This is a genomic window from Streptomyces thermocarboxydovorans (assembly GCF_039524635.1).
Taxonomy (GTDB): domain Bacteria; phylum Actinomycetota; class Actinomycetes; order Streptomycetales; family Streptomycetaceae; genus Streptomyces; species Streptomyces thermocarboxydovorans.
Map to the genome: position 1 here is coordinate 88,934 of NZ_BAAAGU010000006.1, position 15,473 is coordinate 104,406.

Consider the following 15,473-nt stretch of genomic DNA (forward strand, 5'->3'; position numbering starts at 1 on the left):
CACGGGGGGCGGGGTGGCAGCGCGGTCGAAGCACCACGTTCGTCCACTTCAGGGGGATTCACATCATGCGACTCACACGGCCGTCTTCCATTACGCGCAGAGGGGGCAGGCCGCGCCGCAGAACCTCCCCCGTCCTGGGCGCGGTCGCGCTGGCCTCGGCTCTCGCGCTCACCGTCACGGGGTGTGAGTCGGGTGACGAGACGGCGGCGGGCGGCGAAGCCTCCGCGACGGCCACGTCCGACGACGACAAGCTCCGGATCCCGGACGACATCAGAGACCGGCTCAAGGAGCACGGGATCGACATCGACAAGTGGAAGGACGGGGCCTGGAAGGACTGGAGCAAGGACGACTGGCTGCGCGAGGCCAACGACTTCATCAACCCGATCATCGAGGGCCTGTGGGACCCGGACCGCATGCGGGACGCGGAGGAGCCGGAGCAGGAGGTCGACGAGAGCGACATCTCCGGTGACCAGGGCGTGACGGACCCGGCTCCGGAGCCGGTGCAGGCGAAGGCCGTGCCGCCGAAGTATCACTCCAACGCGTCCACGGCCGGGAAGGTGTTCTTCGACTCCCCCGAGGGCACGATGGTCTGCTCCGCGACGGTCGTGAAGGACCCGGCGAACCCGGGCAAGTCCAACCTGGTGTGGACGGCCGGCCACTGCGTGCACGCGGGCAAGAAGGGCGGCTGGTACCGCAACATCGCGTTCGTGCCGTCGTACAACGACGCGGGCCGGTCGGCGAAGGAGCTGGAGGGCGCCACCAAGGAGGAGGTCGCTCCGTACGGCGTCTGGTGGGGCGACTGGGCGCAGACCTCGGACCAGTGGATCGAGCAGGGCGGCTCGACCGGCGGTGACGGCGCCTCGTACGACTACGCCGTCATTCATGTGACGCCGGAGAAGGGCGGCAACGGCAAGTCGCTGGAGGAGACGGTCGGTTCGGCGCTGCCGGTGAACTTCGACGCTCCCGCGGTGCCCAACATCAAGAGCATGACCGCGATCGGTTACCCGGCCGCGCCTCCGTACGACGGGCAGACGCTGTACCAGTGCCAGGACAAGCCGGGCCGGCTGTCGATCAACGCGTCCGACCCGACGATGTACCGCATCGGGTGCAGCATGACGGCCGGTTCCTCCGGTGGCGGCTGGATCGCCACGGGTGCGGACGGCAAGCCGGCGCTGGTGTCCAACACCTCCATCGGCCCGGTCACCTCGGGCTGGCTGGCCGGCCCGAGGCTCGGCAAAGAGGCCAAGGGCATCTACCAGGCGGTCAGCGACAAGTTTGCCGGTCAGTGACACCGGCACTCCCCTTCCGCTCGCCGCCCGGCGGGCGGAAGGGGCCCGCGGTGGCTCCGGTCACCGCGTCCGCCGCGCGCATCCATGAGGCTCGGCGCGGCGGGTCATTTCCCGTGCAGTAAAGACATTCCGCTCCAACGGGGGTCATAGCAGCATGCGTTCCATACGTACGTCCGCTCCGCGCAGGCGTGGGCGTCGCGGCGTCGTCGCCGCCACCGGTCTCGTCGCCGCCCTGGCGCTCACCGCGACCGCGTGCGGCGGTTCCGGTGAGGACAAGGCGAGCGGCAAGCCCGAGGCCACCACCTCCCAGGCCGCCGACAACGACACCGGCGAGGTCCGCATCCCGTCCGACATCGCCGACCGGCTCAAGGAGCAGGGCATCGACGTGGACAAGTGGAAGGAGGGCGGCTGGAAGGACTGGGACAAGGACAAGTGGCTCCGTGAGGCGAAGGACTTCGTCAACCCGGTGATCGAGGGCCTGTGGAAGCCGGAGCGGATGATGTCCGCGAAGGAGGCCGACAAGCGGATCACCACCAAGGACGCCTCCGCCGACCAGGGCGTGAGCGATCCGGAGCCGGCGCCGGTCACCGCGCAGGCCGAGAAGACCCCGTACCACCGCAATGCCGCCCCGGTGGGCAAGGTGTTCTTCGACTCCCCGGAGGGCCCGAGCGTCTGCTCCGGCACCGTCATCAAGGACGTGAACCACCCGGGCAAGTCGAACCTGGTGTGGACCGCGGGCCACTGTGTGCACGCCGGCGGCAGCGGCGGCTGGTACCGCAACCTGGTCTTCGTCCCGGCCTACAACGACTACGGCAAGTCCGAGGCCGACCTCAGCAACGCGAACCCCACGGAGATCGCCCCGTACGGCAACTGGTGGGCGGACTGGGCCGCGACCTCCAACGGCTGGATCAAGGGCGGCTCGGAGACGGGCGGCGCGGGTGCGGCGTACGACTACGCGGTGCTGCATGTGCAGCCCGAGCAGGGCAGCAAGTCCCTGGAGGAGACGGTCGGCGCGGCGCTGGACGTGGACTTCTCCGCCCCGTCCGCGGCCGAGGCGGGCAAGATGGGCGCCTGGGGCTACCCGGCCGCTCCGCCCTACAACGGCCTGAAGATGTTCAAGTGCCTGGACACGCCCGGCCGTCTCTCGCTCAGCTCGAGCCTGCCGACGATGTACCGCATCGGCTGCACCATGACGGGCGGCTCCTCCGGTGGCGGCTGGTTCCGGGTGCTGAACGGCAAGACGGTGCTGGTGTCCAACACCTCCATCGGCCCGACGGACAACACCTGGCTGGCCGGTCCGCAGCTGGGCCGGGACGCCGAGGCGCTGTACCAGAACATGAGCAAGAACTACGGCGGTCAGTGACCCCGGCGCGCGAAAGCGCGGCCCGTACCACCCGGGCATGGTGAGGGCCCGCCCCCTGCCGGAGCAGGGGGGCGGGCCTTCGCGCTGGTTCGGACGGCCGGATCAGCCGACCGTGGCGCCGAGGCGCACGGGGCCGGATCAGCCGACCGTCGCCGGGACCTACGGCCGGATCAGCCGACCGCGACCGGGACGCCCGGGCCGGGTCAGCCGGCCGTCGCCGGGACGTACGGGGCGAGCTCCGACGCGAGTTCCTCGTGCACCCGGACCTTGAGCAGGGTGCCCTCCGCGGTGTGCTCCTCGGAGATCACCTCGCCCTCGTCATGGGCGCGCGCCACGAGCTTGCCGTGGGTGTACGGCACAAGCGCCTCGATCTCCACGGCGGGGCGGGGCAGCTCGCTGTCGATCAGCGTCCGCAGCTCCGCGATGCCCTGGCCGGTGCGCGCCGAGACCGCGATGGAGCGCTTCTCCACCCGCAGCAGCCGCTGCAGGGTGAGCGGGTCGGCCGCGTCCGCCTTGTTGATCACGACGATCTCCGGCACGTCGGTGGCGCCGACGTCCCTGATCACCTCGCGCACGGCGGCCAGCTGCTCCTCCGGGTTCGGGTGAGAACCGTCCACCACGTGCAGGATCAGGTCGGCGTCGGCGACCTCCTCCATCGTGGATCGGAACGCCTCGACCAGGTGGTGCGGCAGGTGCCGTACAAAACCGACCGTGTCGGCCAGCGTGTAGAGCCGGCCGCTCGGGGTCTCGGCCCGGCGCACGGTCGGGTCGAGGGTCGCGAACAGCGCGTTCTCGACCAGCACGCCCGCGCCGGTGAGGCGGTTGAGCAGGGAGGACTTTCCGGCGTTGGTGTAGCCCGCGATGGCGACGGACGGCACCTTGTTGCGCCGGCGCGTCTGACGCTGGATGTCGCGGCCGGTCTTCATCTCCGCGATCTCCCGGCGCATCTTCGCCATCTTCTCGCGGATCCGGCGACGGTCCGTCTCGATCTTGGTCTCACCGGGGCCACGGGTGGCGAGGCCGCCGCCCTTGCCGCCGCCCATCTGGCGGGACAGCGACTGACCCCAGCCGCGCAGCCGCGGCAGCATGTACTGCATCTGCGCCAGGGAGACCTGCGCCTTGCCCTCCCGGGACTTGGCGTGCTGGGCGAAGATGTCCAGGATCAGGGCCGTGCGGTCGATGACCTTGACCTTGACGACGTCCTCGAGGTGGATGAGCTGGCCGGGGCTGAGCTCACCGTCGCAGATGACGGTGTCCGCGCCCGTCTCGAGGACGATGTCGCGCAGCTCCTCGGCCTTGCCGGAGCCGATGTAGGTGGCCGCGTCGGGCTTGTCGCGGCGCTGGATCACGCCGTCGAGCACGAGGGCGCCCGCCGTCTCCGCGAGGGCCGCCAGCTCCGCGAGGGAGTTCTCCGCGTCCTGCACGGTTCCCGAGGTCCAGACGCCGACGAGCACCACCCGCTCCAGGCGGAGCTGCCGGTACTCGACCTCGGTGACGTCCTCGAGCTCGGTGGAGAGGCCCGCGACGCGGCGCAGCGCCGCACGGTCGGCGCGGTCGAGCTGATCGCCGTCGCGCTCTCCGTCGATCTCGAAGCTCCAGGCGACGTCCTCTTCCATCAGGGCATCGGCCCGAAGGCCCTCGGGGTAGGTCTGCGCGAGGCGCTTGGTGTCCTGGGAAGGGGAAGAAGAGGAGGTCATTGGATCCTTACGTCGATGGGAAACCGTTGGCGACGGACTGGAGCTTCGGGCACCTGTGCGGTACGCCGGAGCCGGTCGGGCGACCGGATCCGTCACTGCCCACAACGCGGGAGTGCCCCTCGGCATTCCCGGGAGCCCTCTGTCGCGGGGACCTGACGATGGTCGCACGGTACGACCCGTCTCGTCACCGTCTTATTTCCCGTGCCGGGCCGGACCCAACCCGGTCGCCACGTCCGGGCACCCAAGTATCACGAGGCGTGTCCCGTCATGCGCAGACCGCCCCGCACGGTCGCGGCGCTGCGGCACGAGCGAGGCGCTGCGTCACCGCGCGGAGCGCTGCGTCACCGCGCGGAGCGGTCCGTCAAATGGGCGGGCGATCCGGAGAGACGCGGCGCCCCCAGTGGGGCGGGCCGTCACCCCGCGCCGTGATGCCGCGCGCCCGCGGGTGCGCCGGTCGGGGTGGACTTCGCCGAGCGCTTCGTGGGCTTCCAGTCCGGGTGGCCGGGCATGGGCGGGGTCTTCGCGCCGTAGAGCCAGCCGTCCATGAACGTGCTCAGGTCGCGCCCGGCGACCTCGGAGGCGAGCCGCACGAAGTCGGCGGTCGAGGCGTTGCCGTCCCGGTGCTGGGTGACCCAGCGGCGCTCCAGCTCCTCGAAGGCGGTGCGGCCGATCTCCTGGCGCAGGGCGTAGAGGACGACCGCGGCGCCGCCGTAGACGTTCGGCCGGAAGATGCTGATCTTCTGGCCGGACTTCGGGCCCTTGGGGGCGGCGGGCGGTCCCCCGGCGGCCCGCCAGCTGTCGCTGGCCTCGTAGGCGGCTCTCATCCGGGTGGTGAGGGACTTGCCTGCCTTCTCCTCGGCGTACAGGGCCTCGTACCAGGTGGCGTGCCCCTCGTTGAGCCACAGGTCCGACCAGGTGCGCGGGCTGACGCTGTTGCCGAACCACTGGTGGGCCAGCTCATGCACCATGATCGACTCCACGTACCACTTGGGGTAGGCGGGGTCGGTCAGCAGTTCCCGCTCGAAGAGGGACAGGGTCTGGGTCTCGAGCTGGAAGCCGGTGCTGGCGTCGGCCACCAGCAGGCCGTAGGTCTCGAAGGGGTAGCGGCCGACCTTGGCCTCCATCCAGGAAATCTGCTCCGGGGTCTTGGCCAGCCACGGTTCGAGCTCGGCTCGGTGCTTGGTGGGCACGACGTCGCGCAGCGGCAGCCCGTGCGGGCCGGTGCCGTGCAGCACGGTGGAGCGTCCGATGGACACCTGGGCGAGCTCGGTGGCCATGGGGTGAGCGGTCCGGTACGTCCATGTGGTCGTCTTCCGGGTGCGCTCGACGTCGGCCCGCATGCCGTTGGCGACCACCGTGTGCCCCTGCGGCGCGGTGACACGGAAGGTGAACATCGCCTTGTCGGAGGGGTGGTCGTTGGACGGGAAGACCAGGTGGGCGGCGTCGGCCTGGTTGGCCATGGCGAGGCCGTCCGTGGTGCGCACCCAGCCGCCGTCGCGGCCCTCGGCGGGCACCGGGTTGCTGGTGTGGCGCACGGTGATGCGGGTCCACTCGCCCTCGGTCAGCGCCTCCTTCGGTGTGACCACGAGGTCCTCGCCGGCCTTGGTGAAGGACGCTGCGGTGCCGTCGACCTCGACGGAGCGGACGGTGCCGTGGGCGAAGTCGAGGTTGATCCGCTCCAAGTCGGCGGTGGTCCGCGCGTCGATCGTGGTGACCGCCTGGAGCGGCTTGTCGTTGGCGCCGGGGTAACTCAGGGTGATGTCGTAGGACACCACGTCGTAGCCGGGGTTTCCCAGGTGCGGGAAGAGGCGGTCGCCGATGCCGAGGGGTACGGCCGGGGCGCTCGCGGCGACGAGGCAGACGGAGACGGCCGAGGCCAGCAGTGCCGTGGCGGCCCGGCCGCGGCGGGTGCGCAGCAGCGGGACGGCCGGCGTGGGACGCGTGCGGGAGGCCCGGCTGGGGGCGGCTTGGCTGTGGGGAGTGAGCAGCATGGCCCCACGGCTATCAACGCGCCTGCGCCCCGCGGCGACGACGCGCTTCCGGCCCACCCGATCGGGTAATCGAATCAACGGCCGGGTGCGCCGAGTGCCGCCGCCGGGCTGTGCCGAACGGGCGAGCCCGGTATCCGGTGCGAGCCCGGTATCCGGAGCGGGGCCGGGTTGCGGTCAGCGGGCCGTGGTCTGCGGCTGCGCGCGGCTCACGTCGTACACACCGGGCACCTCGCGCATGGCGCGCATCAGCGCGGGCAGCCGGGCGGCGTCCGCCAGGTGCACGGTGTAGGTGTGGCGTACCTGCTGCTGAGCAGGCGGTTCCACCGTCGCGGAGACGATCTCGGCGCCCTCGGCGGCCATCGCCTCGGTGAGGTCGGCGAGCAGATGGGGCCGGACGAACGATTCCGCGACCAGGGTGACCCGGCATTCGGCGCCCTCGCCCCAGCGCACGCCGACCTCCGCGCGCCCCGCGCTCTTCGTGCGCGCCACCGCCGCGCACTCCACCCGGTGCACGGCCACCGCGCCCCCGCGTACGACGAACCCGGTCACCTCGTCCGGCGGTACGGGAGTGCAGCACCCGGCCAGCCGCACGGGGGCTCCGGGCCGGTCCACCAGCACCTGAGCCGCGGCGGAGCGATCGCCCGCGCCGCGGTCACCTGCGGCACCGTCTCCGGCGGGACGCCCGGCGGACTTGCCGGAGACAGTGCGGCCGGGGCCGGGGCCGGGGCCGGGGCGTCGAGAGTCGCGTCCGGAGCCGGTACGTCCGGTGCCGGGGTCGGCCGGGCTCGGTGCGGAGGTCTCCCCGCCGGGGCGCGGCGGCGCGGGCTTCTCGGCCTTCTCGTCCTCGCTCGCCGCCGCCTCGTCCCGGTCGGGGTGGGCCGCCAGCCAGCGCTGGATGGCGATGCGGGCCACGGGGGTGTGTGCGTGCTCCAGCCACTCTCGCGACGGCTCGGAGGCGGGGTCCTGGCCCATGAGGAGCTGAACGGTGTCGCCGTCCTTCAGCATGGTGCTGAGGGTTGCCAGCCGGCCGTTCACCCGGGCCCCGATGCAGGCGTGCGCGTCCTCGCCGTAGAGGGCGTATGCGGCGTCCACGCAGGTCGCGCCGTCGGGCAGGCCCAGGGTGCCGCCGTCGGGGCGGAAGACGGTGATCTCGCGGTCCTGGGCGAGGTCCTCGCGCAGGGTGGACCAGAAAGTGTCGGGGTCGGGCGCGGCCCGCTGCCACTCCAGGAGCCGGTTGAGCCATCCGGGACGGGTCGGGTCGGCGCGCTCGCCGTCGCTCGCGGACTGCTCCTCCGGCGGTGCGGCGTAGGGGTTGCCGAGGGCGACGACGCCGGCCTCGGCGACCTTGTGCATCTGGTGGGTGCGGATGAGGACCTCGACGACCTGACCGTCCTCGCGTGCCACCGCGGTGTGCAGCGACTGGTACAGGTTGAACTTCGGTACGGCGATGAAGTCCTTGAACTCGGAGACGACGGGCGTCATACAGGTGTGCAGTTCGCCCAGCACGCCGTAGCAGTCGGCGTCCTCGTTCACCAGGACCAGCAGGCGCCCGAAGTCGGCGCCGCGCAGCCGGCCGCGTTTGCGGGAGACGCGGTGCACGGAGACGAAGTGGCGCGGCCGGATGAGGACTTCGGCGGCGATGTCGGCCTCGCGCAGCACCTTGCGCACCTCGTCGGCGACCTCGGCGAGCGGGTCGTCGGCGCGGGCCGCGTTGCGGACGATCAGCTCCCGGGTGTGCTCGTACTCCTCGGGGTGCAGGATGGCGAAGACCAGGTCCTCGAGTTCGGTCTTGAGCGCCTGGACGCCGAGGCGTTCGGCGAGCGGGATCAGTACGTCTCGGGTCACCTTGGCGATGCGCTGCTGCTTCTCGGGGCGCATCACGCCGAGGGTGCGCATGTTGTGCAGCCGGTCGGCGAGTTTGATCGACATCACGCGGACGTCGTTGCCGGTGGCCACGAGCATCTTGCGGAAGGTCTCGGGTTCGGCTGCGGCGCCGTAGTCGACCTTCTCCAGCTTGGTGACGCCGTCGACGAGGTAGCGGACCTCCTCACCGAACTGCTCGCCCACCTGATCCAGCGTCACATCGGTGTCCTCCACGGTGTCGTGGAGCAGAGAGGCCGTCAAAGTCGTCGTCTCCGCGCCGAGTTCGGCGAGGATCAGGGTCACGGCGAGTGGGTGCGTGATGTACGGCTCGCCGCTCTTGCGCATCTGCCCGCGGTGCGACGACTCGGCCAAGAGGTAGGCGCGGCGCAGGGGTTCGAGGTCGGCGTCGGGGTGATGGGCGCGGTGGGCCTCGACGACATGGCTGATGGCATCGGGCAGCCGGTCGCGGGTGGTCCCGCCGCCGAGCAGCGCGGCACGGCCCAGCCGTCGCAGGTCCAGACGGGGACGGGCCTTCCTCCGGGTCCCGGCAGGTGTGACATGACCCGACGTCACCGGACCTGTGACGGCGGCGTTCAGGGCGGGCGGGAGAGGATGCTCGGTCTCCGCGTTCATGGGCACCTCCGGCTGGTCGACCGGCGGACGGGCGCCCCAGGGCGGACTCGGGCTGAGGGAACGGTGTTTGTCCCCCGTCCGGGCCGGTGCTTGATGCTACCGAGCCGAACCCGCCCGGCTGACCGCCTCTCGGAGAGCGTGAAACGGATCACCCATTCGAGCGACGATCGGATCGGGCCAGGGCGTCACCGGCAGGCGGTGGTCATTACGGCGATTGGCCGCCCGGGGCGCCTCCGCTCGGCGCCCCGCCCGACGCGACGCGAACCCCCGCGCTTGGCCCAGTTCGATCCCGTCATGCTCGACCCGATACGGCCCCGCCGCGCTCGATGGGGTGCGGTCTCGCCGTGCTCGGTGCGGCCCCGTCGCGCCCTGCATGGTTCCACCACTCGGCCCGCCGCCCTACGCCGCACGGTCCCGCCACTCGGCCCGCCACGCAGTTCCGCCACTCGGCCCGCCGCCGCACACCACTCGGCCTGCCGCGCCGTCGCCACTCGGCGCGCCGCAAGCGGGATCCCCGAGGGTCAGCCCATACGGCCAAGCGCAGCAGCACGGCCCGCCGCGCTCACCTCCCCGCGTTCTCCAGCCACTCCGCGTCGATCTCGCCCTCGGCGACGATCACGGCCGGGCCCGTCATCTCGATCTCGCCGTCGGGGCGTTCGGTGATCACCAGCGTGCCGCCGGGGACGTCCACGGTGTACGTGGCGGGGGTACCGGTGACGGCCGGGTCGACGCCGTCGCGGCGGGCGGCGGCCACGGCGACCGCGCAGGCGCCCGTGCCGCAGGAGCGGGTCTCGCCGGCGCCGCGCTCATGGACGCGCAGCGCGACATGGCCGGGGCCTCGGTCCACGACGAACTCCACGTTGACCCCGTCCGGGTAGGCGGAGGCGGGGCTGAACGACGGAGGCGCGAGCAGGTCGCCCGCGTGGGCCAGGTCCGCCACGAAGGCCACGGCGTGCGGGTTGCCCATGTTGACATTGCGGGCGGGCCAGCTGCGCTCGCCGACGCTGACCGTGACCTCGCCCTCGGGCAGCCGTGCCTTGCCCATGCCGACGGTGATGTCCCCGTCCTTGGCGATGTGCACGGTCTTGACGCCTCCGCGGGTGGCGACCGCGAGGTCCCCCTCGGCCACGTGCCCGGCACGCTGGAGGTAGCGCGCGAACACGCGCACGCCGTTGCCGCACATCTCCGCGACGGAGCCGTCGCCGTTGCGGTAGTCCATGAACCACTCGGCCTCGCCCGCCATGGCCCGGGCCTCGGGATGCGCAGCGGACCGCACCACGTGCAGCAGCCCGTCGCCGCCGATGCCGGCGCGGCGGTCGCACAGGGCCGCCACGGCGGCGGGAGGCAGGTCGACGGTGTTGTCGGGGTCCGGGACGATCACGAAGTCGTTCTCGGTGCCGTGCCCCTTGAGGAAGGCGATCCGCGTGCTCATTCCTCGATCGTACGGGTTCGCCGCGACGGCCGGCCGAAGGCCCGTGCCCGGTGCTCCTCGCGGCCGGTGGCCCGTGCCCGCCGCCCCTCGCGGCCGGGCCCCATGAGCGGCCGGGCCCCGTGAGCGGGCGGCCCCATGAGCGGTCGGGTCAGCGGAGCCGGGCGACCCGCCAGACAGCCAGGGCCACCACGGCGGCGACCATCACGGCGTAGAGGGCCACCACCCGCCAGTCGGCCCTGCGCCCGGAGCCGCGGGCCGGCAGGCCTGGCCAGGTGTAGCCGACCCTGCGGGCGGCCATCATGCCCCAGCCGGCCGCGCAGGAGCAGATCAGCAGGCCCAGCATGGCGATGACCGCGCCGCTGTCGCCGAAGTCGAAGGCGAGCGGGAAGGCGAACATCAGGGAGCCGCCGGCGGCCAGCCCGACGATGGGGGCGAGCTGCCACAGGCGCAGGCGCCGCTGCGGGCGCAGCTCGACCTCGACCTCGTCGCCGCCCGCGAACACCTCGTCGGGCTCGGGGCCGTCATCGGTCACCCCGCCCTGCGTCTCCTCGGGTCCGTCAGGGCTGAGACGGTCGTTCTCCCGCTCCGGCGCACCTCGCTCGGTGGTGAGGTGTTCGGTGCTTTGTGCGGTGTCGCGAGGGCCGGCCTCCATCGCCACGCGCCCTCCCAACTAGGACTCCACTTGGTCGATCGAAGCTCGATGATGGCACGGTCCCGCAGGCCCGGATGACGGCCTGGGCGTCCCGATGCCATGACGTGATCAGGCTGTAACCGGTCGTTCGATCAACGACAGCGCGAGCTGCGGAAGTTCCCCGCGGTCGGCTGCCGCCCCACTCAACCAATGCACCCGCGGATCGCGCCTGAACCATGAATCCTGACGGCGCGCGAAGCGCTTGGTGGCACGGATCGTCTCGGCCCGCGCCTCCTCCAGGGTGCACTCCCCGGCGAGGGCGGAGAGCACCTGCTGGTAGCCGAGCGCGCGCGAGGCCGTACGCCCCTCGCGCAACCCTTGCGCCTCCAGTTCCCGCACCTCGTCGACGAGACCCGCCTCCCACATCCGGTCGACGCGACGGGCGATCCGCTCGTCGAGTTCGGCGCGCGACACGTCGACGCCGATCTGGACGGTGTCGTAGACCGAGTCGTGGCTGGGCAGATTGGCGGTGAACGGCTGCCCGGTGATCTCGATCACTTCCAGTGCGCGGACGATCCGGCGGCCGTTGCTGGGCAGGATCGCCCGGGCGGCCTCGGGGTCCGCGGCGGCGAGCCGGGCGTGCAGCGCCCCGGAGCCGCGCAGCGTGAGCTCCTCCTGCAGGCGGGCCCTGACCTCGGGGTCGGTGCCGGGGAACTCCAGGTTGTCGACCGCTCCTCGGACGTAGAGACCGGAGCCGCCGACCAGGATGGGCCAGCGTCCCGCGGCGAGCAGCGCGTCGATCCGCTCCCGGGCCATGCGCTGGTACTCGGCGACGGACGCGGTCACGGTGACGTCCCAGACGTCGAGGAGGTGGTGGGGCACGCCGCCGCGCTCCTCGGGCGTCAGCTTGGCGGTTCCGATGTCCATCCCCCGATACAGCTGCATGGAGTCGGCGTTGACCACCTCGCCGCCGAGCTGCTGAGCCAGGAAAACGCCCAGATCGGACTTTCCGGCCGCAGTCGGTCCGACGACGGCGATGACTCGGGGGGTGGAGGGTGCGCTGCTCACCCGTCCAGTCTCCCAAACCTCAAACGCTGCTCTCGATCGAGTTACGTGACGCGGCCGCCGCAGGGTCGTTGCCCGTTGCGAGGTTCCTGCCGCCGGATCACGAAGGCGGCCGCCCGTGTCGCGCGAACGGACGCACCGGGCTGCGCGGGATGTCGCCCGCACGAGTAACGTATGGAGTTGATATGGGCGTTTTTGCACGGCTTCTCCGGAGGTCAAAGGCCACGGAGGAGGCGCGGACCGCTGGGACCCAGACGGGCGAGGCGGCAGCCGAGCCGAAGCAGGAGGACGCGGCCGAGGCCGGCACCGAGGCCGCCGCTGGGAAGGGATCGTCCGAGGGGCCGGAGGCGAGCGAGCCGACGGCGGCGGAGACCGGCGAGGCCGACGGCGCGAAGAGCGAGACCGACGGCGCGAAGAGCGAGGCCGACGGCGCGAGGAGCACCGAGAGCACCGAGAGCGTCGAGAGCATCGAGATCCCCAAGCAGCAGTCCTCCGAGGCGGCCGGCACCGGGACCGGTGAGGGCGCCCGCACATAACTGCCGCGAGGAAGGTGGACCATGGGTTTCCTGGACCGTATGAAGGACAAGCTGGGCCCGGCCAAGGGCAAGGTCTCGGACCTCGCTCAGCAGCACGGGGGCAAGATCCAGCACGGTCTGGACAAGGCCGCCAAAACCGTCGACCAGCGCACCAAGGGCAAGTACAGCGACCGGATCCAGTCGGGCACGGGCAAGGCCAAGCACGCCATGGAACGGCTCGCGCACAAGAAGGACGACGGCACGGACACGGGCGGCACCACGCCGCCGGCCGGTCCCCCGCCCGCCTCCTGAACGGCATCACCGCACGACAGCAGCACATCGGCACGACAGCACGACAGCGCGACGGCACGACGGCATGAAACGGCGGACGGCCGCGAAGCCCGGGGCAAGGGCTTCCGGCCGTCCGCCGTTTCGGGCCCGAGCGCCGAAGCGCCGAACGCCGCGCTCCGTGCTCCGCGCTCCGTGCTCCGCGCTACGACCAGCTCGCCACGATGTACCCGACTCCGTAGGGGGCGTCCTCGTAGCGCAACGCGCCCTTCAGCGCGCCGTGTTCGGCCGCACCGGCCAGCACCTGCCAGGGGGCCCGGCCGGACACCTTCAGCTCGCGCGCCAGTTCGGTGTCCAGCGCGCGCAGGGCCTCGACGTCGGCGGCCCCCAGGGCTCGGGCTGCCTCCGCGTCGAACGGTGCCGCACGCTCGTCCAGGTACCCCGGCGCCTTGAGCGTCCGGCAGGCGCTGGCGTCGCCCATCACCAGCAGCGCCACCCGCTCGGCACGCGCGGCGATGTCCCGTCCCTCCTGGATGCACCGTTCGGGCGTGAGAGGTTCCCCGGCGCCGACTCCCTCGACCGGGGCATCCGCCCAGCCGACGTGGTCCAGCAGCCAGGCGCCCACGGCGAGCGCGTACGGCAGCCGCCGCCCGTCGGCCGAAGCACCGTCGTCCGATCCAACGCCGGGGCGGCCCAGGCGCACGTCGAGATCCACGCCGAAGCCGCGGAAGGATCCCGCGGTGCCCTCCGGGTAGGTCTCGGCCTGTGTGCTCTCCACCGGGCCGACGACCACCAGGCGGTCGGGCCGGGAGGCGGCGAGGACACCCAGTGCATCCGTGCAGGCGGCACGCGCGGCGTCCAGCTCGGGCGCCGCGCCCGCGGCGACCTCGGGCACGAGCAGCGGCGGACACGGACAGACTGCGGCGGCGACAAGCATGATCGGCAGCGTAGCTCGCCGCCGGGGGGACCGCGCCACCGCGTGCACCGCCTGCGCACCACCTTTGCACCGCCTCGACGAGCTTCCCGAGGGAACCGCAGGGAGCACCCGGCGGCGCCCGGGAGCAGGCGGGAACGGTCAGTCGCAGCCGCAGCCGCTCGCCGCCGCGGGCAGCGGTTCCGGAACGCCGACCTTCGGCAGGCCCAGCATCACGCCCGTGGGCTGTGCCGCCTGCTCGGTGTTCCGCTTCTCCCAGGCGTCGCCCGCGCGGGTGCGGCGCACATCGAGCACGGGGCCCTCGGCGAGGAGGTGGTGCGGCGCGGCGTAGGTGACCTCGACGGTGACCATGTCGCCGGGGCGCACCTGCTGCTCCGGCTTGGTGAAGTGCACCAGGCGGTTGTCGGGGGCGCGGCCGGACAGGCGCTGGGTGGTGTCGTCCTTGCGGCCCTCGCCCTCGGCCACCATCAGCTCCAGGGTGCGGCCGACCTGCTTCTTGTTCTCCTCCCAGGAGATCTCCTCCTGGAGGGCGACGAGCCGCTCGTAGCGCTCCTGGACGACCTGCTTGGGGATCTGGTTGTCCATCTCGGCGGCCGGGGTGCCGGGGCGCTTGGAGTACTGGAAGGTGAAGGCCTGGGCGAAGCGCGCCTCGCGCACCACGTGCAGCGTCTGCTGGAAGTCCTCCTCGGTCTCGCCGGGGAAGCCCACGATGATGTCGGTGCTGATCGCGGCGTGCGGGATGGCGGCGCGGACCTTCTCGATGATGCCGAGGAAGCGCTCCTGCCGGTAGGAGCGGCGCATCGCCTTCAGGATCGCGTCCGAGCCGGACTGCAGCGGCATGTGCAGCTGGGGCATCACGTTCGGCGTCTCGGCCATGGCGGCGATGACGTCGTCGGTGAAGTCGCGCGGGTGCGGGGAGGTGAAGCGGACGCGCTCCAGACCCTCGATCTTGCCGCAGGCGCGCAGCAGCTTGCTGAACGCCTCGCGGTCGCCGATGTCGGAGCCGTAGGCGTTGACGTTCTGGCCGAGCAGCGTGATCTCGGAGACGCCCTCGGCGACCAGCGCCTCGATCTCGGCGAGGATGTCGCCGGGGCGGCGGTCCTTCTCCTTGCCGCGCAGCGCCGGGACGATGCAGAAGGTGCAGGTGTTGTTGCAGCCGACGGAGATCGACACCCAGGCCGCGTACGCGCTCTCGCGGCGGGTGGGCAGCGTCGAGGGGAACGCCTCCAGCGACTCGGCGATCTCGACCTGCGCCTCCTGCTGGACCCGGGCGCGTTCCAGCAGGACCGGCAGCTTGCCGATGTTGTGCGTGCCGAAGACCACATCGACCCAGGGGGCCCGCTTGACGATGGTGTCGCGGTCCTTCTGCGCCAGGCAGCCGCCGACCGCGATCTGCATGCCGGGGCGGCGGGCCTTCTTCGGGGCGAGGTGACCGAGGTTGCCGTACAGCTTGTTGTCGGCGTTCTCCCGGACCGCGCAGGTGTTGAAGACCACCACGTCGGCGTCGCCGTCGGAGCCCTCGGGGGCACGGACATAGCCCGCGTCCTCCAGCAGCCCGGCCAGGCGCTCGGAGTCGTGGACGTTCATCTGACACCCGTAGGTGCGTACTTCATAGGTGCGCGTGCCGCCCGCTGACTGGCTCCGGTCGATGCTGCTCATGCCTTACAGGGTAGGCGCTCCCCACCGTGCCCCCGGCCGCGCCGGCGGCCGGCCCCGGCCGGCCCGAGCAGGCTGGGGCCGGGCCTGGATCGTGCGACGGACCCAGCCGGCCC

12 protein-coding genes are annotated in these 15,473 nt (G+C 72.1%); 4 read left to right on the forward strand and 8 right to left on the reverse strand.

Annotated features, from left to right (window positions below; translation table 11 throughout):
* Positions 1-65: 65 nt before the first annotated feature.
* Together ABD198_RS04200 and ABD198_RS04205 are read left to right on the forward strand one after the other, a co-directional pair.
* Complete coding sequence (locus ABD198_RS04200) at positions 66-1,289, forward strand: trypsin-like serine peptidase (RefSeq protein ID WP_343997957.1); 1,224 nt, start codon at positions 66-68, stop codon at positions 1,287-1,289.
* A gap of 154 nt (positions 1,290-1,443) precedes the next feature.
* Entirely contained in the window at positions 1,444-2,652 is a 1,209-nt protein-coding gene (locus ABD198_RS04205; protein WP_343997959.1) for a trypsin-like serine peptidase, read from the forward strand.
* Between the two features lie 203 nt (positions 2,653-2,855).
* On the opposite strand, the gene hflX is transcribed toward ABD198_RS04205, so the two are convergent.
* From hflX to miaA, 6 genes are all read right to left on the reverse strand, one after another.
* Complete coding sequence (gene hflX, locus ABD198_RS04210; RefSeq protein ID WP_343997960.1) at positions 2,856-4,349, reverse strand: GTPase HflX; 1,494 nt, start codon at positions 4,347-4,349, stop codon at positions 2,856-2,858.
* 413 nt (positions 4,350-4,762) lie between these two features.
* Positions 4,763-6,340 carry a M1 family metallopeptidase gene (locus ABD198_RS04215; RefSeq protein ID WP_343997961.1) on the reverse strand — a complete coding sequence of 526 codons (1,578 nt, stop codon included), beginning with the start codon at positions 6,338-6,340 and terminating at the stop codon, positions 4,763-4,765.
* A gap of 174 nt (positions 6,341-6,514) precedes the next feature.
* Positions 6,515-8,836: a RelA/SpoT family protein gene (locus tag ABD198_RS04220; RefSeq protein WP_343997962.1), complete on the reverse strand. Its 2,322-nt coding sequence runs from the start codon at positions 8,834-8,836 to the stop codon at positions 6,515-6,517.
* 562 nt (positions 8,837-9,398) lie between these two features.
* Positions 9,399-10,268: a diaminopimelate epimerase gene (gene dapF, locus ABD198_RS04225; RefSeq protein ID WP_343997963.1), complete on the reverse strand. Its 870-nt coding sequence runs from the start codon at positions 10,266-10,268 to the stop codon at positions 9,399-9,401.
* A gap of 148 nt (positions 10,269-10,416) precedes the next feature.
* A complete protein-coding gene (locus tag ABD198_RS04230) occupies positions 10,417-10,920 on the reverse strand; it encodes a hypothetical protein (protein WP_343998006.1) in 504 nt (167 codons plus the stop codon).
* Between the two features lie 108 nt (positions 10,921-11,028).
* Positions 11,029-11,967, reverse strand: a complete 939-nt coding sequence (miaA, locus tag ABD198_RS04235; protein ID WP_343997964.1) for a tRNA (adenosine(37)-N6)-dimethylallyltransferase MiaA — start codon at positions 11,965-11,967, stop codon at positions 11,029-11,031.
* 182 nt (positions 11,968-12,149) lie between these two features.
* Between miaA and ABD198_RS04240 the strand changes: the two genes are divergently transcribed.
* Both ABD198_RS04240 and ABD198_RS04245 read left to right on the forward strand, forming a co-directional pair.
* Positions 12,150-12,500: a hypothetical protein gene (locus ABD198_RS04240; RefSeq protein WP_343997965.1), complete on the forward strand. Its 351-nt coding sequence runs from the start codon at positions 12,150-12,152 to the stop codon at positions 12,498-12,500.
* A gap of 21 nt (positions 12,501-12,521) precedes the next feature.
* Positions 12,522-12,791 (forward strand): antitoxin, encoded by a 270-nt coding sequence (locus ABD198_RS04245; RefSeq protein WP_343997967.1) that lies wholly within the window; start codon positions 12,522-12,524, stop codon positions 12,789-12,791.
* 181 nt (positions 12,792-12,972) lie between these two features.
* Here the strand turns inward: ABD198_RS04245 and ABD198_RS04250 are convergent, their stop codons facing one another.
* Positions 12,973-13,704 (reverse strand): class III extradiol dioxygenase subunit B-like domain-containing protein, encoded by a 732-nt coding sequence (locus ABD198_RS04250; RefSeq protein WP_343997968.1) that lies wholly within the window; start codon positions 13,702-13,704, stop codon positions 12,973-12,975.
* Positions 13,705-13,842: 138 nt separating this feature from the next.
* The gene (gene miaB / locus ABD198_RS04255) at positions 13,843-15,360 is read right to left on the reverse strand and encodes a tRNA (N6-isopentenyl adenosine(37)-C2)-methylthiotransferase MiaB (RefSeq protein ID WP_343997969.1); all 1,518 of its coding nucleotides are present in this window, start codon (positions 15,358-15,360) and stop codon (positions 13,843-13,845) included.
* Positions 15,361-15,473: the final 113 nt, after the last annotated feature.